Annotated in this window: 16 protein-coding genes; 6 read left to right on the forward strand and 10 right to left on the reverse strand. The window is 45.2% G+C overall.

Annotation, left to right across the window (positions count from 1 at the left end; all coding sequences use genetic code 11):
- Window positions 1–46: 46 nt before the first annotated feature.
- The 5 genes from C1X04_RS18180 to uvrD all read right to left on the reverse strand — a co-directional run bounded on the left by C1X04_RS18180 (window position 47) and on the right by uvrD (window position 7,613).
- Entirely contained in the window at window positions 47–1,153 is a 1,107-nt protein-coding gene (locus C1X04_RS18180; protein ID WP_137170649.1) for a TRAP transporter substrate-binding protein, read from the reverse strand.
- Window positions 1,154–1,454: 301 nt separating this feature from the next.
- Complete coding sequence (locus tag C1X04_RS18185) at window positions 1,455–2,564, reverse strand: TRAP transporter substrate-binding protein (RefSeq protein WP_137170650.1); 1,110 nt, start codon at window positions 2,562–2,564, stop codon at window positions 1,455–1,457.
- A gap of 150 nt (window positions 2,565–2,714) precedes the next feature.
- Window positions 2,715–3,827, reverse strand: a complete 1,113-nt coding sequence (locus tag C1X04_RS18190) for a TRAP transporter substrate-binding protein (protein ID WP_110576177.1) — start codon at window positions 3,825–3,827, stop codon at window positions 2,715–2,717.
- 248 nt (window positions 3,828–4,075) lie between these two features.
- A complete protein-coding gene (locus C1X04_RS18195; protein WP_137170651.1) occupies window positions 4,076–5,149 on the reverse strand; it encodes a Gfo/Idh/MocA family oxidoreductase in 1,074 nt (357 codons plus the stop codon).
- A gap of 250 nt (window positions 5,150–5,399) precedes the next feature.
- Window positions 5,400–7,613, reverse strand: coding sequence for a DNA helicase II (gene uvrD, locus C1X04_RS18200; RefSeq protein ID WP_137170652.1), 2,214 nt, complete (start codon window positions 7,611–7,613; stop codon window positions 5,400–5,402).
- 186 nt (window positions 7,614–7,799) lie between these two features.
- Between uvrD and C1X04_RS18205 the strand changes: the two genes are divergently transcribed.
- From C1X04_RS18205 to C1X04_RS18215, 3 genes are all read left to right on the forward strand, one after another.
- On the forward strand, window positions 7,800–7,994 hold the full coding sequence (locus tag C1X04_RS18205; RefSeq protein WP_110576183.1) for a PA3496 family putative envelope integrity protein: 195 nt from the start codon (window positions 7,800–7,802) through the stop codon (window positions 7,992–7,994).
- 244 nt (window positions 7,995–8,238) lie between these two features.
- On the forward strand, window positions 8,239–9,435 hold the full coding sequence (locus C1X04_RS18210; protein WP_110576185.1) for an amino acid aminotransferase: 1,197 nt from the start codon (window positions 8,239–8,241) through the stop codon (window positions 9,433–9,435).
- 137 nt (window positions 9,436–9,572) lie between these two features.
- Window positions 9,573–10,196 (forward strand): DsbA family protein, encoded by a 624-nt coding sequence (locus C1X04_RS18215; protein WP_137170653.1) that lies wholly within the window; start codon window positions 9,573–9,575, stop codon window positions 10,194–10,196.
- 34 nt (window positions 10,197–10,230) lie between these two features.
- On the opposite strand, the gene C1X04_RS18220 is transcribed toward C1X04_RS18215, so the two are convergent.
- Window positions 10,231–11,796, reverse strand: a complete 1,566-nt coding sequence (locus C1X04_RS18220; protein ID WP_137170654.1) for an aminotransferase class I/II-fold pyridoxal phosphate-dependent enzyme — start codon at window positions 11,794–11,796, stop codon at window positions 10,231–10,233.
- A gap of 208 nt (window positions 11,797–12,004) precedes the next feature.
- On the opposite strand from C1X04_RS18220, the gene C1X04_RS18225 reads away from it, so the two are divergent.
- Both C1X04_RS18225 and C1X04_RS18230 read left to right on the forward strand, forming a co-directional pair.
- Window positions 12,005–13,222: an aminotransferase class V-fold PLP-dependent enzyme gene (locus tag C1X04_RS18225; RefSeq protein ID WP_137170655.1), complete on the forward strand. Its 1,218-nt coding sequence runs from the start codon at window positions 12,005–12,007 to the stop codon at window positions 13,220–13,222.
- A gap of 6 nt (window positions 13,223–13,228) precedes the next feature.
- Window positions 13,229–13,618 (forward strand): SufE family protein, encoded by a 390-nt coding sequence (locus C1X04_RS18230; RefSeq protein ID WP_137170656.1) that lies wholly within the window; start codon window positions 13,229–13,231, stop codon window positions 13,616–13,618.
- Here the strand turns inward: C1X04_RS18230 and C1X04_RS18235 are convergent.
- Together C1X04_RS18235 and tcdA are read right to left on the reverse strand one after the other, a co-directional pair.
- Window positions 13,615–14,022, reverse strand: coding sequence for a DCC1-like thiol-disulfide oxidoreductase family protein (locus C1X04_RS18235; protein ID WP_137170657.1), 408 nt, complete (start codon window positions 14,020–14,022; stop codon window positions 13,615–13,617). The genes C1X04_RS18230 and C1X04_RS18235 overlap by 4 nt on opposite strands.
- Before the next feature lie 42 nt (window positions 14,023–14,064).
- A complete protein-coding gene (tcdA, locus tag C1X04_RS18240) occupies window positions 14,065–14,844 on the reverse strand; it encodes a tRNA cyclic N6-threonylcarbamoyladenosine(37) synthase TcdA (protein WP_137170658.1) in 780 nt (259 codons plus the stop codon).
- Between the two features lie 114 nt (window positions 14,845–14,958).
- On the opposite strand from tcdA, the gene C1X04_RS18245 reads away from it, so the two are divergent.
- Window positions 14,959–15,699, forward strand: a complete 741-nt coding sequence (locus tag C1X04_RS18245) for a TrmB family transcriptional regulator (protein ID WP_110576200.1) — start codon at window positions 14,959–14,961, stop codon at window positions 15,697–15,699.
- Between the two features lie 70 nt (window positions 15,700–15,769).
- On the opposite strand, the gene C1X04_RS18250 is transcribed toward C1X04_RS18245, so the two are convergent.
- A complete protein-coding gene (locus tag C1X04_RS18250; RefSeq protein WP_110576202.1) occupies window positions 15,770–16,189 on the reverse strand; it encodes a F0F1 ATP synthase subunit epsilon in 420 nt (139 codons plus the stop codon).
- A gap of 63 nt (window positions 16,190–16,252) precedes the next feature.
- Entirely contained in the window at window positions 16,253–17,629 is a 1,377-nt protein-coding gene (gene atpD / locus C1X04_RS18255) for a F0F1 ATP synthase subunit beta (RefSeq protein ID WP_110576204.1), read from the reverse strand.
- Window positions 17,630–17,648: the final 19 nt, after the last annotated feature.

The following is a 17,648-nucleotide window of genomic DNA, read 5'->3' on the forward strand; positions in this document are numbered from 1 at the left end:
ACAAGAAGGGCTGTTTTTTTATCTATTGATCCGTACTTAAAACGTCTTACTCAAGCTCACGGGCGTTGATGTAAGCACGCTCAGACACTTCGTGCCAGGCTCTGACTTTCGCGCCAAATTCTTTGAATGAGTCATATACTTTCTGACTTAATGGGTCTGCAGCCGCTACTTCTTCAAGCGTTTCAGCAGAGGCTTTTTTCAATGCTAACAATACGTCATTAGGAAAAGGCTTCAATGTCACGTTATGCTCGTTAACCAGCGTCTGCAATGCCGCATTGTTCAGCGCGGTGAACTCATCCAACATTTCTGCGTTTGCTTGACGAGTCGCTGCGCGAACGATTAGTTGAAGGTCTTTTGGTAAAGCTTCAAACGCCGTTTTGTTGTACAAGGCTTCCATCGTAGAACCTGGCTCATGCCAACCTGGATAGTAGTAGTATTTCGCTGCTTTGTATAAACCAAACGCGAGGTCATTATATGGACCAACCCACTCTGTTGCATCGATGGTACCAGACTGCAACGCCGTAAAAATTTCGCCACCAGGAAGGTTAATTGGTGTACCGCCAACTTTCTTCAGTACTTCACCACCTAGGCCAGGAATACGCATTTTTAGGCCTTGGAAGTCCGCCAAAGAGTTAATCTCTTTATTAAACCAGCCGCCCATTTGTACGCCCGTGTTACCTGCTGCCATTGGAATCAGGTTAAATGGGGCATAAATTTCTTCCCACAGTTTTAAGCCGCCACCATGATGAATCCAAGAGTTGATTTCTTGTGCAGTGAAACCATAAGGCACCGCTGTAAAAAATTGCGCGGCAGGCGCTTTGCCTTTCCAATAATACGCAGCGCCATGACCCATTTGCGCTGTACCACGAGAAACCGCATCAAACACTTCTAGAGCAGGAACCAACTCTCCAGCGGCATAGACTTTTACATTGATACGCCCGTTGGACATCTCATTAATACTTTTTGCTAGATTTTCAGCGCCAGTCCCCAAACCAGGAAAGTTTTTTGGCCAAGTGGTGACCATTTTCCAGTTAATGACTTCAGCTTTTTTCTCGACTTGAGCTGTTTCTTTTTCTTCAGATCCACCACAGGCAACCAAGGTTGCTGCAGCTAAACCGACTAATGCCAGTTTACTCCACGTTTTTCTTATCATTTTTTTATCCCTCAGGAGGCTGATTTTATTTATTGTTTTGAGGCTTTATTTACAAGCCAGAGCAACGCTAATTACTTTCATTTTCTCCCCTTCCCACTAAGGAAGAAAATTGAACCTATGTGCACATTTAATGCATTAAGTGCTTTGAATAGTATGAATTGCGCTGTCAGCTCTCAAGTCTTTTTTGATATTTATTATTTTCCTCACTCAATTCATCCCCATGCAAAATAAAAAAGCCCCGTTATCAAAGATAACGAGGCTTTATCGGCATTAGCGCTTTTAAAATAGAAAGCGTAGCGTCTTAGTCGTCCGCGCGTGCATTGATGTAAGCTCGCTCGGAAACATCATGCCATTCACTTACTGGCGCCATGAAGTTCTTGAAGGACTCGTATACTCTTTGGCTATCTGGATCATTAGCGGCAACTTCTTCTAATGTTTCTGCAGACGCTTTCTTAAGTGCTTCGAGTAGGTCTCGTGGGAACGGCTTAAGAATCACATTATGCTCATTAACCAGGGTTTGCAGTGCGTCGTTATTACGCGCTGTAAACTCGTTAATCATGTCTAAGTTAGCTTGTTTAACCGCGGCACGAGCAATCGCTTGTAGATCTTTAGGTAAAGCCTCAAAAGCCTCTTTGTTAAAGATAACTTCAACCGCAGAACCTGGCTCATGCCAACCTGGGTAATAATAGTACTTCGCGGCTTTATACAAACCAAAAGCAAGATCGTTATATGGACCAACCCATTCAGTGGCATCAATCGTACCAGTTTGCAGCGCCGTAAATACTTCACTGCCCGGTAAGTTGATGGGTGATGCTCCGACTTTCTTCAATACTTCGCCGCCTAACCCTGGCATGCGCATTTTCAAACCTTTGAAATCCTCTAGGGAATTGATTTCTTTATTAAACCAACCACCCATTTGCACGCCAGCATTACCAGCAACCATAGGAATCAGGTTAAAAGGCGCATAGATTTCTTGCCACAGTTCTAAACCGCCGCCATAGGCAATCCAAGCATTAAACTCCTGAGCATTGAAACCAAAAGGCACTGTCGAGAAAAACTGTGCAGCCGCTACTTTTCCTTTCCAATAATACGCCGAGCCATGACCCATTTGCGCCGTACCACGAGAAACCGCATCAAATACTTCTAGCGCAGGAACAAGCTCACCAGCGGCGTAGACTTTAATATCCAAACGACCGTTAGACATTTCTTTAATGTTCTGCGCCAGCTTTTCAGCCCCTGTTCCCATTCCTGGGAGGTTTTTAGGCCAAGTTGTCACCATTTTCCAATGGATAACATCCGCTTTTTGCTCAGCCTTTACAGTCTCTTTTTCTTCTGCTCCACCACAAGCAGCCAATGCTGCTGCCATCAAACCAACAAGTAAGGCTTGGTTCCATTTTTTAATTTTATTCATGTACTTATCCGTGAAAGAGTGAATCTCACTCAGTAGTCATAACTTGCCCGATGGGACACATCAAGTAAGCAATATAAAATAAGCTCTACCATCAGCCGACAGCAGAGCTTATCAGGGTCACTTGTTCTCTATTCTATGAATGAGAAAACCTTAGTCTGTTGCACGCGCATTAATAAAGGCACGCTCAGAAATATCATGCCATTCAGCCACAGAGTTTAAAAAGCCAGTGAAAGAGTCATACACTTTTTGGCTCATTGCATCGTTAGCCGCTACTTCTTTAAGCGTTTCGTCTGATGCAACACGTAAGGCTTCTAACAGATCTTTCGGGAATTTCTTCAAGGTAACATTGTGTTCTTCAACCAGAGTCTGCAAAGCCGCATTATTACGGGCTGTCAGTTCGTTTAGCATATTCAAATTAGCTTGCGCTGCCGCAGAACGAACGATCTCTTGCAAATCTTCAGGCAATGCATTGAAAGCGTCTTTGTTGATCAGTGCTTCAACCGCAGAACCAGGTTCTTGCCAACCAGGGTAATAGTAGTATTTTGCTGCTTTATACAAACCAAATGCTAAATCGTTGTAAGGGCCAACCCACTCTGTTGCATCCAGAGCACCCGTTTGAAGAGCAGTAAACATCTCGCTACCAGGAAGGTTAACTGTCACAGCACCAACCTTTTTAAGCACTTCGCCACCTAGGCCAGGCATACGCATTTTCAAGCCTTGAAAATCCGCCAAAGAATTGATTTCTTTATTAAACCAACCGCCCATTTGCGCGCCAGTGTTACCTGCCGCCATAGGAATAATGTTGAATGGCGCATACACTTCTTCCCACAGCTCTAATCCACCACCAAATTCAAGCCAAGCGTTAAACTCTTGCGCAGTCATACCAAAAGGCACAGACGAGAAAAACTGTACCGCTGGCGCTTTACCTTTCCAGTAATACGCAGAACTATGACCTATTTGCGCAGTACCACGGGAAACAGCATCAAATACTTCCAGCGCTGGAACTAGCTCTCCTGCCGCATATACCTTAACGTCCAAACGACCATCAGACATTTTTGTAATATTTTTTGCGAGTGCTTCAGCGCCCGTTCCCAAACCTGGAAAGTTTTTAGGCCAAGCCGTCACCATTTTCCAATGAATCGTTTCTACTTTTTTCTCAGCTTTTGCTGTCTCTTCTGCTTTCTCTGATCCACCACAAGCGACCAAAGACACAGCCAACAAACCAGCGAACGCCAATTTGCCCAATCCCATTACATTACGCATTATTTTCCCTCAGGAGCTAGATACTTGATGACAATAACTCTGCCTGCGACACAAGAAAGCGATGCCCACATCAATCAATCTTAGAGATAGGATCAATAATCCACGAATGCTAAAACACCGCGTATTATTGTATTTTTATTATAAAATCAGACAGAAAATTGCCTTTTTGATGCATAAAAGATCAAAAAGGCAAAAGATGATAAGAATTGTGGGAATCTTGCTCAACCCTTTTTTGCGATTTCTTGCGACTAATTTGACGAAACCGAGAAATTCGGCGTATATCCCCAAGACATGCGCTGACCGCTTTCTGCAGACTGCTCCGCCAAACAGATCAAATAAATCAACTGACAGGCTTGTTCCATAGCAACAGGCGCTTCGCCTTTACCTAGAATGGCATCACGTAACTTAGCATAAAACGCCACATAATCGCCTTGTGTTGGGTCTTCCTGAACTCGCTCGATATCATCTTGGGAATGCGCGACAAAACGCGTATTGCGTTGCTGAGTGGCTTGCGATGGAAAATCCGCATCCCACGGCATCTGTCCTGCTCGTAACGCTTCTTCTTGTGGGTCCAAGCCCACACATTGCCAGCTGCCCTTGGTGAATCTGGCGTTGAAGCGGCGCATTTCACCGGCCTCAAATGGCGTAGACGCTAAACGCACACGCTTATCGTCGTACCCCAACTCAACTTCAAACCAATCATGAGTTTGGCTGCCTTCACGTAACTTATCGATACTCGCGTGCAACCACTTTGGCGGCCCAAACAAACATAACGCCTGATCGAGAATATGCGGGCCTAAATCCCAGAAAATCCCCGAACCAATACCCGGCTCCTCACGCCAACGCGCCTGAGCCGCTGGGCGAAAGCGATCAAAACGCGAATCCAAATGCTTCAATGCCCCTAATTCACCACTTTCGATTAAGGCTTTAAGACGCAAAAAATCACCATCAAAACGACGGTTCTGATACACACAAAACACCAAACCTTTTTGCTTCGCCAGGACGCACAAAGCTTCTATCTGAGAGACACGAGTGACAGAGGGCTTTTCCAACAACACATGTTTGCCATTCTCCAGCGCCTTCTTCGCTTGCTCAAAATGTAAGGCATTCGGTGTCGTAATCACCACCAAATCCACATCCGATGCAGCAAACACCGCCTCGGCAGACGATACAATCGAGACATCAGGCAACACCGCCCTCACCTCATCGGCCTTCGAACTGCAAACATACGTCATCGTCATATCAGGGTCATTCATCACAAAAGGCGCGTGAAACACCCGCCCAGACAAACCAAAACCAATCAAACCAACACGAATCGCCATGCCACACTCCTTATAAGTTAAATGCTTACAACTCTAAGTAGTTTACAACCAATTGAAAAATTTTGCTGCAATTAAAAACATTTACGCTGTTAGACCGCTTAATGCTGGTGAAATAGGTGGGGAACGTAGAAAGAAATGAAAACACAGAAAGCAATACGACAAAGATAAGCTGAGTCTTATTCCTTCTGACGCGCTGAGCCTGCGAAGCAGGCGCAAAGGAATAAGACTCAGCGTCCTTGTTACCGGAGGGTTAAAGCACTTCCAGTTTAGCAAACGACAACACCAGCCACTTAGTGCCTTCGTCATCGAAGTTGACCTGAACGCGTGCTTGTGGGCCTTGACCTTCGTAGTTAACTACCAAGCCTTCGCCAAACACAGGGTGATTAACACGATCGCCCATATTCACGGTAACTTCTGGCGCTTTGTAATTGTTCAAAGTGCTGCTGTTTTGCAGTTTATTCTTTTCAAAATTGTAATCAGGACGCTGCAAAGACACTGGACGGCTTACTTGCGAGCGTAGTCGCACTTCCTCCAAACATTCCGGCGGTAACTCTTTAATAAAGCGTGATGGGCTGTTAAACGACTCACTGCCAAACAAACGACGAGATTCCGCATAAGTAATGTATAGCTTTTCCATCGCACGAGTAATGCCCACATAACATAAGCGGCGCTCTTCTTCGAGTCGGCCTGGTTCTTCAAAAGACATCTTGCTTGGGAAGATATTTTCTTCCACGCCCGTTAAGAACACCAATGGGAATTCTAGACCTTTCGCCGAATGCAAGGTCATCAGCTGCACCGCGTCTTGGTATTCGTCCGCCTGTGCATCACCGGCATCCAATACCGCTTTGTCCAAGAATGCCATCAACGGCGAACTAAATTCTTCGTCTTCATCGCTCCAGCTAAACCCACCAGCCGCACCAACCAACTCTTTTAAGTTCTCAATACGTGCTTCGCCTTTCTCGCCCTTTTCTTTTTCATGAAAAGGGATCAAACCCGCTTCTTCGATAATCTGCTCGAAAATATCGTTCAAGTTCAAATCGGGTTGCTGAACCGTGGTACTCAAACCTTCGATTAGATGCAAAAACGCTTTAATTGCATTCGTTGCACGACCAGGCATTAAAGATTGGCGCACGACTTCCTGCGCGGCTTGCCACATAGAACAGCCATTATCGCGTGCAATTTCACGCAAAGTGCCGATACTCCGCTCACCAATACCGCGTGGCGGTACATTGATCACACGCTCCATCGCGCCATCGTCATTCGGATCTAGCGCCAAACGCGCGTAAGCCAAGGCATTTTTGATCTCTAGGCGGTCATAGAATCTGTGTCCACCATAAATTCGATAAGCAATCTGTTCCCTAACTAAGCATTCCTCAATGACACGAGACTGAGCATTAGAACGATACAGAATCGCCATATCTGTCAGCGATGTTCCCTTATCACGCCATTGTTTAATAATGCCAATGATAAAACGTGCTTCGTCTTGTTCGTTAAATCCCGCATACAAGGAGATTGGATCGCCATCACCGCTGTCGGTCCAAAGCTCTTTCCCTAGACGGTCATCGTTGTTTTTGATTAAACCGTTGGCGGCGTTCAAAATATGACCGGTTGAACGATAGTTTTGCTCCAAACGGATAGTGCCAACGTCTTTAAAATCTTTGGTGAAGTTTTGGATATTTTCAATTTTTGCACCGCGCCAGCCATAAATAGACTGATCATCATCACCCACAGCAGTAATTGTCCCTTCGCTGCCCACCATGAGGCGCAACCAAGCGTATTGAATCGTGTTGGTATCTTGAAACTCGTCCACCAGCACGTGGCGAAAGCGGTCTTGATAATGACGCAATAACGCTGGCGTGCTGAGCATCAACTCATGAGCACGCAACAGCAATTCGCCAAAGTCCAATAACCCACCACGTTCACAAGCTTCCTCATAATGGTAATACAACTCGCGCATGCCTTTGGAAAAAGGGTCGTGGCTATCCGGCACATGAGCGGCTCGGCGGCCTTCGTCTTTTTGTGCATTAATAAACCAAGACACTTGCTTAGGCGGCCAGCGCGTGTCGTCGATATTAAGTTCTCGCATGATACGCTTGATTAATCGCAGCTGGTCGTCACTGTCCATTATCTGGAAGTTTTCTTTTAGGCCAGCATCACGCCAGTGGGCTCGCAATAAGCGATGCGCTAGGCCGTGAAACGTACCAACCCACATGCCTTGCGGAGGTACCCCCACCAGCTGTTCTATACGACCTTGCATCTCACGTGCGGCTTTGTTGGTAAAAGTCACCGCCATCAGGCTATAAGGTGACAACTCATAAGCATGCATTAACCATGCGATACGGTGCACCAAGACTCGGGTTTTACCTGATCCCGCTCCAGCCAGAACAAGGCTATTCTGCAAAGGTGCGGCAACGGCTTCACGCTGCTTGTCATTGAGTGAATCGAGGATAAAAGAAACGTCCATTGCATTCCGCCATGATTAATTAATAATTTTGTCACAAAAAACTCGTAAAAATAGATTGATTTTTAATCAGTTTGAGTTTTTTATTAACTTGAAAAATGTGTTATCTGTCTATTCTGACTTTTTTTAACAGTCGATGACAGTGATCTGTGTATTTCAATGTCGTCGAACGTCCAAAAGGGTATAACGATGAGCGATTTTGCTGAAACATTAACTGAAGTAAAAACCGACATAATGCATGCTTCCATTAGCTTGGATAACGAAACAAAAGAACGGAATCAAAAGGAAGACGCTGCGCGTATGTTAAAAGCCAGACGCGCAATTGAACAGCATTTAGAAGAAAAACGCCTGCATAAGGATATCTCAAACGGTTGGGACGATTAATTTTCATTCCCCTATCGATCTGAGACAAACAGCAAGCAAACCAGACCTAACATCATGTTAGGTCTTAGGGCTTTATTACATCAAAAAAAGTAATCACCTTTGATACGACCATTTCTTACGCTAATTCCTTCCCCTTTTGCTCCAACTTATGGCGGTTAGCCCCGTCTTGGAGTACCATACAGTCTGATTTTTATATCTTCTAATCCATAATAAAAAAAGACAATAACCCTTTTGGGGAGTTACCATGTTTGAACATATCCAAGCTGCTCCTGCAGACCCAATTCTTGGTCTAAACGACGCTTATAAAAATGATTCCAATCCCAATAAGATCAACTTGGGCGTTGGCGTATACAAAGACGAACAAGGCAATACACCAATTTTGAAGGCCGTAAAACAAGCCGAAGAACGCTTGTTGGCTCGAGAAACAACCAAAAGTTATCTCAGCATCGAAGGCGCACCCGCTTATCGATCCGCAGTGCAAGCGCTTTTATTTGGTAAAGATCATCCTATTATTGCCAAACAACTTGCTCAAACAGCCCATACTCCCGGCGGCACAGGTGCATTACGTGTCGCAGCAGAATTCATTAAAAAACATCTACCAGAAGCCACAATTTGGGTCAGTAACCCAACTTGGGCAAATCATCAGTCTGTTTTCCAATCCGTTGGATTAGAAGTCGGCAGCTACGCTTATTATGATGCTGATAGCAAATCCTTAGACTTTGAAGCCATGCTTGCCAGCTTGTCTCAAATACCTGAAGGCGATGTTGTCCTATTCCACGGTTGTTGCCACAACCCAACAGGCATAGATCCAACACCAGAGCAGTGGTATCAGCTTGCTAAGCTTTGCAGCAAACAAGGTTTCTTGCCATTGTTCGACTTCGCCTATCAAGGTTTTGGCCAAGGCTTACAAGAAGACGCTCAAGGTTTGCGTACTTTCTTGGAGCATGTTCCAGAAATGCTAATAGCTAGTTCGTTCTCTAAAAACTTCGGTTTGTACAACGAACGTGTCGGCGCTCTTACTATTCTGTGTGAAACAGCAGAACAAGCGGAAGCCACCTTTACGCAAGTAAAACGCTGTATTCGTACCAATTACTCCAACCCGCCTTCTCATGGCTCTGCGGTTGTTGCTGAAATTCTAAATGATGCTGAACTGTTCGCATTATGGGAAAGCGAAGTTAAAGCGATGCGTACTCGTATTCACGAAATGCGCAGCTTGTTCGTAAATACCTTACGCGCCAAAGGCGTTAGCCAAGATTTCTCGTTCATTTCTCAACAACAGGGTATGTTCTCTTTTTCTGGTCTTAACCCAGATCAAGTGGCTCAACTGCGTAAAGAGTTCGGGATTTATATCGTGGGTTCTGGACGCATCAGTGTTGCTGGTATGACTCACGACAACATGGAACCTTTGTGCGATGCGATTGCAGCCATATTAAAAGGCTGATCTCTGATTAATGCACGGTATAAACGGCTGCAGTTAACCTTGTAGCCGTTTTTTTATGTCTGCCATTTCTAGCAGTTGTGTAATCACTAAAAAGCCTGCTACTTTATACAGCTCGTTTTTCCGATAGAGATTTCTCAATGACTGCCACACTTATTTACTGCTACGACCCGATGTGCAGCTGGTGTTGGGGTTTTCGACCAACCTGGACCAAGCTACAAAAAGCCTTGCAACCGTTAATCGATCAAGATCAATTAACCATTCAACCTATGCTTGGCGGTCTTGCCGTTGATTCAGATATTGCCATGCCAAATGATATGAAGACCAAGCTAGAAGCGACATGGAAAAACATACAAGCCACTTTAGGCACTGAATTCAATTTTGATTTTTGGCGGACAACAACGCCACGTCGTTCAACTTACCCAGCCTGTCGAGCCTGTTATGTGGCAAGAGACACAGGGTTAGAAGAAGAGATGTATCACGCCATCCAAGAGGCGTATTACCTAAATGCCAAAAACCCGTCAGATCTAGATACGCTTATTGAGTGCGCAGAGCACATAGGCATGAACCCAGACGGTTTCCAAAAGAGCATGCAACATGTTAAAAATCAGCGTTTGCTAGAAGAAGAAATAGACCAAGCACGACACCTTGGACTGAACTCTTTCCCTTCTTTAGCTTTGCTTATAGGCGATAAACTGACACCGATTCCGCTGGATTATAAAGATCACAACAGCATGCTAGAAAGCATAAAAAAGGCGCTTTAAAAGCGCCTTTTTAATTATCTCTCTTTAATAACGATTAACCAAAATCGTGATTAATTAAATCCAACATAGGGTTATAAAGCGGCTCGCTGGTTGTGTGACGAGATTTTTTCTCTTCATCCCCTGACGGTGCTAAGTCACTTTCTATAGAATCAACAAGTTCTTCTGTTTGCTCGCTTTCAGCAATAGGCTCAGACGCAGTTTGTTGAGGTTCCTCGGGAGTATCTTCAACCATAATCTCTTCAATGGGCGCTGACTCAACGTCATCAACCACCAAATGCTCTGCCAAGGCTTTTGCTAGAGGCTCAACATCGTCCAACGTCACGTTGACCGCCAACCAGTTGCTCGCATCCGCTTCATGACTCACCAAGGCTCCAGGCACAATAGCGTGACGGAAGCTAGCGAGTAATGCCGTCATGCTGGCAACGTCTAAGGGTTTTGACATCCGCATCCAAAGAGACATACCACCTTTACTAGCCGCAAAGCTGACTTTATCACCAAGGCGCGTTTCTAAGTGCGCTTTAACACGTTCAGAATTGGCCCAAACATCTCGAGCACGCTTCGTTAATGAACGCTTACTGTTTGGCTGTAATGCATCACTTAATGCCACTTGCTGGGCATCGCTCAACGCCATATCAGCGCCTAAAAAAGCTCCTTCTAGCAAAGCTTGATGCTTACCCGGTAAGCACCAACTAGCAGAACGACCTACACCTTTTGATTCCACACCACCTATGTAAACAATATGGTCAGACGAATCCAATGATTTATAGGTCATCGTGGAACCTGCGCGATACGCCAAATGGGAACACAAATCCCATTCAATCACCGGCAGCTTAGTTTCTTCAATAATCGCCAACCAACGACGCAAGCTTAGATTGCTAATCAATTGACCAGCAGGGAAGGAAAACTGCCCTGGCAAGACAATCAGACGAATGGGTTTGTCGCGTAAACAACGAATAGCCAAATCAAGGTCAACACCGCGCTCACCAGCCGTAAGAGCAATAACCTTGCGTCCTAAGCTCTGCAACGTAGTGGTAATTCTAGGGTCGCAAGGTGTTAACACCAACACACTATCGCCACGCTGAGTAAGCGTTTGCACGCTTTGAGTAAACATAGCCAAAGGCGAATACCCTAGCCAAAGATGAGAAGCATGAGTTTTGATACCCAGCCCTTTTAAATGCTCACTGACCGCTTCACGAGCCGCCAAATGGCCCTTTCCTAATACAGGAAGTCGGTCTTCTTCTTGGCGTGATACCGAACTTAAAAACGTCTCGCTTTGATCCACTAAAGCACCACGGTGCGCAAGGCATGACCAAGCAGGCTTGGTGCCATCATTGGTTAATTCTCGAAGGGAATCACCAGCCAGCAACAACGCTGGCTTTGATTCACTGCGATGACAAACAAAGTAGCCAGACTTTGGACGAGATTCAATCCAGCCCTCTTCGCTTAGTAATTCATAACCATGAATGACTGTGTTTAAACTCAGACCCAATTGTTTCGATAAAGCACGTAGTGATGGCATTTTATCACCGGGCACGATGGCCTCTTGCGACATCTGATCTAAGAACCAATCCACCACACCTTTATATAAAAAATCCGCCACCGCTTTGTACCTTCTCTAGTTTGTCATCTAGTATCTGTTATCAATCATTATAGCTGTCTCAAAAAAACGCAAGTAAAAGCCCAATAATTCACGATTTTGATGGGAGTTAAGGTACAATTTCACTGGTTTAAGACCAATTTAGTGGTTTTTTAACTCAGTACTAACCATGAAAAATGGCCCCCTTGTTCAAACAAATAGTAGAGTATCCATGGCTTTTGACCCTTCCTCGCTTCGTCACCTCTTTCCAATTTTGGCGCAGACAGCCTATGGTCATCCATTAACGTATTTGGATAATGCGGCGACGACGCAAAAGCCATTACCTGTATTGGACGCGCTTCAGGACTATTATCGGAGCTTCAATGCCAACGTTCATCGTGGTGCGCATTTCCTAAGCGATAGAGCTACAAACCGTTTTGAGCAAGCCAGAGAAACGGTCGCAAGCTTTATCAATGCCCCAGAGCAAAGCCATGTAATTTGGACAAAAGGCGCAACAGAAGCCATCAACACCGTTGCTTTGGGTTTAGAGCACTTGCTCGAAAAAGGCGATGAAATCCTCATTACCAGTTTAGAGCATCACGCCAACTTAGTACCTTGGCAACAATTAGCCTTTCGTACTGGCGCACGCTTACGCGTGCTACCGCTAACGTCCAACGGCGAATGGGAACCAGAATTCCGCCATTACTTCACCGATCGCACTCGTATTTTTGCGACGACGCAGATTTCCAATGCCATCGGCGTAAGCACACCACTACAAACTATGCTGGATCATGCCAAGCAGCAAGGCGCCTTTACCCTTGTCGATGGCGCTCAAGCCGTGGCGCATTATCCTATTGATGTGCAAACGCTAGGTTGCGACTTCTATGTTTTTTCTGGCCACAAGATGTACGGCCCCACAGGGATTGGCGTCTTATACGGAAAAAGTCATGCTTTGGAAGTATTAATGCCCTACCAAACAGGCGGAGAAATGGTGCGTCATGTCTCATACCAAGCGACAGAGTTCAATGTTTTGCCTTACCGCTTGGAAGCTGGAACACCCAATATTGAAGGCGTTATTGGCTTAGCGGCAGCCTGTGACTTTCTTAGCGCGCAGGATCGTCTCGCCTTGCTAACTTGGGAACAATCCCTCGCCGCACACGTCTACGCACGCCTTCACAAAGAAGGTGGCATCGAGATTTATTCCCCTGAAAAAGGCACCACTTTGGTTTCCTTAAGTGTACCCAATATTCATACTTTGGATTTAAATGCTTACCTAGATAGCCAAGGTGTCGCTGTTCGTGCAGGCAGCCACTGTGCCCATCCATTAATGGCACAACTTGGCGTTGCTGGAACTTTACGTGCCTCCTTCGCCTGCTACAACACCATGGAAGAAGCGAATCGTTTCTGTGACGTACTGCTAGAAGCCATTGATTTATTAAGTGATGAGTAACACGCAATGACAGACAATTTAAGCATCAAAGCCCAACTACAAACTTGCCGTAGCAAAGAAGAAACCTTCAAAACCTTGGTGACATTGAGCAAAACACTCCCAAGACTGACAGCTGAAGAAAAAACGGAAGACAACAAAATAAAAGGCTGCGAAAGCGCAGTTTGGCTCATAATTGAAGAAAGCCATGGCATACGCCACTTCAAAGCCGACAGCGATGCCAAACTCATGCGCGGAGTATTAGTCGCTATATTGAGCTTGGTCGAAGGGAAAACTCTCACAGACATCCAACAAATGGATCTAAAAGCAGAGCTAGCCGAGCTTAATCTATCAAGCTACTTAACCAGCTCTAGAACCAATGGGGTGTTGGCGATTTTGGGCAAGATAGCATCAAACTAAAACCTATCATTATCTTCTTGCTTTAAGTTATTAATCTTAGTTTTGCCTAATATTTTTAACAGCAGATTACGGCAAGACCTTAATATTGGATACAAAATTCCAGCCACTTTTTTGGAACTAAACAGCCAATAATTCAAGCGGTTAAACACGCCAGATCGACTGCTCAGCAAGGCTAAAAGATGGATTGCATCCGCGCCGTAGTAGAGCTGCCCACCCATTTTCAACACCATGCCTTGGTCTATGTCCAAGCCCTCTGCGGTGATTTCTTGTAACACTTCAGGATTCTCTCTCGCATCAATGAGTACTAAGTCTCCGACGCTTTGATGTATGCGCACGATCTGACAGTAAAAATCACAAGCAGGACATTCCTTGTCATAGATGAGCAGAATCTGTTTGTCCGTCATGCACTACTTCTCAAAGAACGTCATAGTCGTAGGTATCATGACTTAATTCGCCTTCTGCGCCAGTTTTTCCAATACTCTAGACACCGCGACAAACGCGAAGGAAGCGGTTACGGCGGTACTGGCGCCAAAGCCGGTGTCGCAGTTCATTTTGGTTTCTGTATCGCCTTTTAAGCGCTGATGGGAAACCGTGCCGTCACCTTGCGGGTAGCGTAGTTGCTCGGTGGAATACACGCATTCGATGTCAAAACGGCGTTTTGGATTACGAGTAAAGTTGTAGTGTCGTCTTAAAAAGTTGCGTAATTTTGCCGCGAGCGGGTCTTTTTCCGTTTTTGAAAGATCACCGATGAGGATTTTCGTTGGATCGATCTGACCACCCGCACCACCAACTGTAATGACTTTACGCTTATTGCTCTTACTCCAAGCCATTAGAGCGGCTTTTGGTTTAATGCTGTCAATGCAATCAATAATATAGTCAAACGGCGTAGAGAGCAGCTCAGGAAGGTTGTCAGGGGTAATAAAGTCTTCGATGCAAGTTACTTGGCATTCTGGGCTAATCAACTTGATACGTTCCGCCATGACATCCACTTTTGATTGGCCAATGTTGCCATCTAAAGCATGAATTTGACGGTTGGTATTGGTGATGCAAACATCGTCCATATCAATCAGCGTGATGTGACCAATACCAGAACGAGCCAGAGCTTCTGCTGCCCATGAGCCAACGCCACCAATACCGATGACACAAACGTGAGCTTGAGTAAAAAGCTCGTACGCTGCATCGCCATATAATCGGCGGATACCACCAAATCGTTGATCGTTTGTCACTTTTCTCTCCTCGCAGCCAGATCGTCCTGCGCTTTTTATGTCAATAAGTGTATTCTGTGAACTTAGAAAATACAGATTACATTCTCTAAATAATTACTATTTACTGTGAGCCATATGATTCAGCAAGCTTTTGAAATGCTTGGTTTAACACCAAGAGAAACGCAACTTTACCAAACGCTATTAAAGCTAGGGCCGTCTTCCATTCGAGATATTGCCGAACACAGCGGCATTAACCGCGGCACAACCTATGAGTCGTTAAAACAGCTGCAAAGCAAAGGCATTGTGAGCTATTTCCCAAAAGGAAAGCGTCGACTTTTTACCGCTGAAAACCCTGATATTCTATTAAATTTAGCGGAAGAAAAACGTAACCGCCTAAACAAGACCATCGATAACCTAAAAAACACGATTATCCCGAACTTGCATCAACAACAGCCGGATTATCATCAAACCCATGTGCGTTATTATGAAGGCGATGATGGTATCGAGTGGGTTTTGCGCGATATTTTAAACGTGGTGTCGCAACAAGACCACAAAGAATATTGTGTGTTTTCTTCAAAGCCGATTCGCCCTTTTTTGTATCGCCCATTTCCCAACTACACAAAGCAGCGTGTAAAGCTTGGTATTAACGTAAAAGTTATAGCCCTTGGGGATGGTGGTGAAGAGGCGGAATTATCAGAACGAAAGTGGATTAAAACGGAGGGATCGGTCGACGCCAGCTATATCGCTATCTACCCACCTAAATGTGCGATTATTTCTTTGGCGAGTAACAACTTTCCTTCTGCTGTAGTGTTGGAGTCAAAAGACATCGCCAAAGCCCAGCAGATCATCTTCGATACTTTATGGAAGATGCTTTAATAGAAAAAATTAGCCAATAAAAAAGCAGCCCTTAGGCTGCTTTTTTTGACTTCAAACTCAACGTTGCCGCTTACTTGTGTTCGCGGAACTGCTGAATCGTACGCAAACGAGCAACCGCTTCTGCTAATTCCGCAGTTGCACGAGAGTAATCGATATCAGCTTGCTGATTAGCTATGAGCTCTTTTGCATGCTCTTTCGCTTTCACTGCCGCCTCTTCGTCCAGATCTCTTGCACGAGTGGCTGTGTTAGCCAAGACGGTGACACGGTGCGGTTGAACTTCTAGGAAGCCACCGGACACGAAGATAACCTCTTCGTCACCATTTTCTTTAACCACACGAACAGGACCAGCTTCTAAAGTCGTCAATAATGCAGCATGACCAGGCATAATACCTAAGTCACCATTATATCCTGAAGCCACAAGAAATTGGACCGAGCCGGAAAAAATCTCTTGTTCAGCGCTTACGATATCGCAGTGTACTGTGATAGCCATAAGTTGCCTCTCTTAGTCATACTTAGTAAAAGCGCCTTTAGACGCTTTTACTACGCGTGATGGTTAAAGTTTCTTAGCTTTCTCGACGGCTTCGTCGATGCTACCAATCATGTAGAACGCTTGCTCTGGAAGATCATCAAACTCACCATCCAAGATGCCTTTAAAGCCACGAATCGTGTCTTTCAAAGAAACATACTTACCAGGTGCGCCTGTAAATACTTCTGCTACGAAGAAAGGCTGAGACAAGAAACGCTGGATTTTACGAGAACGGTTAACCGTTTGCTTATCTTCTTCAGATAACTCGTCCATACCCAAGATTGCGATGATGTCTTTCAATTCTTTGTAACGTTGCAATACCATCTGTACGCCACGTGCTACGTCGTAATGCTCTTGACCGATAACAAGTGGGTCAAGCTGACGTGAAGTAGAATCTAGAGGATCGATCGCTGGGTAGATACCCAAAGATGCGATGTCACGAGACAATACAACCGTTGCGTCCAAGTGAGAGAACGTTGTTGCTGGAGAAGGGTCAGTCAAGTCATCCGCAGGTACGTATACCGCTTGAACAGACGTGATAGAGCCAGTCTTAGTAGAGGTGATACGTTCTTGAAGAACACCCATCTCTTCAGCAAGTGTAGGCTGGTAACCTACCGCAGATGGCATACGACCTAGCAATGCAGATACTTCTGTACCCGCAAGCGTGTAACGGTAGATGTTATCTACGAAGAAAAGTACGTCACGACCTTCGTCACGGAACTTCTCAGCCATAGTCAAACCAGTCAAAGCAACACGTAGACGGTTACCTGGTGGCTCGTTCATTTGGCCGTATACTAGAGATACTTTGTCGATTACGTTCGAGTCAGTCATCTCATGGTAGAAGTCGTTACCTTCACGAGTACGCTCACCAACACCTGCGAATACAGAGTAACCGCTGTGCTCGATAGCGATGTTACGGATAAGTTCCATCATGTTTACGGTTTTACCTACACCGGCACCACCAAACAGACCAACTTTACCACCTTTCGCGAAAGGACAAACAAGGTCGATAACCTTGATACCCGTCTCTAGCAATTCACTGCTAGAAGACTGCTCAGCATAAGAAGGAGCTGAACGGTGAATTGACCAACGCTCTTCTTCGCCGATTGGGCCTTTTTCGTCAATCGGATTACCTAGAACGTCCATAATACGTCCTAGTGTTTGAGTACCAACTGGTACAGAAACTGGCTTGTTTGTGTTTTCAACAACCAAACCACGTTTAATACCGTCAGTAGAACCCATTGCGATGGTACGAACAATACCGTCGCCTAGTTGTTGTTGAACTTCCAACACCAACTCTTTACCCTCAATGGTCAGGGCATCATATACTTTTGGCACGCTATCACGTGGAAATTCCACGTCCATAACAGCACCGATAACCTGTACGATGTGTCCGCTACTCATGTTCGGATCCTCTTAAATA

This window comes from Marinomonas sp. FW-1 (assembly GCF_005222245.1).
Taxonomy (GTDB): domain Bacteria; phylum Pseudomonadota; class Gammaproteobacteria; order Pseudomonadales; family Marinomonadaceae; genus Marinomonas; species Marinomonas alcarazii.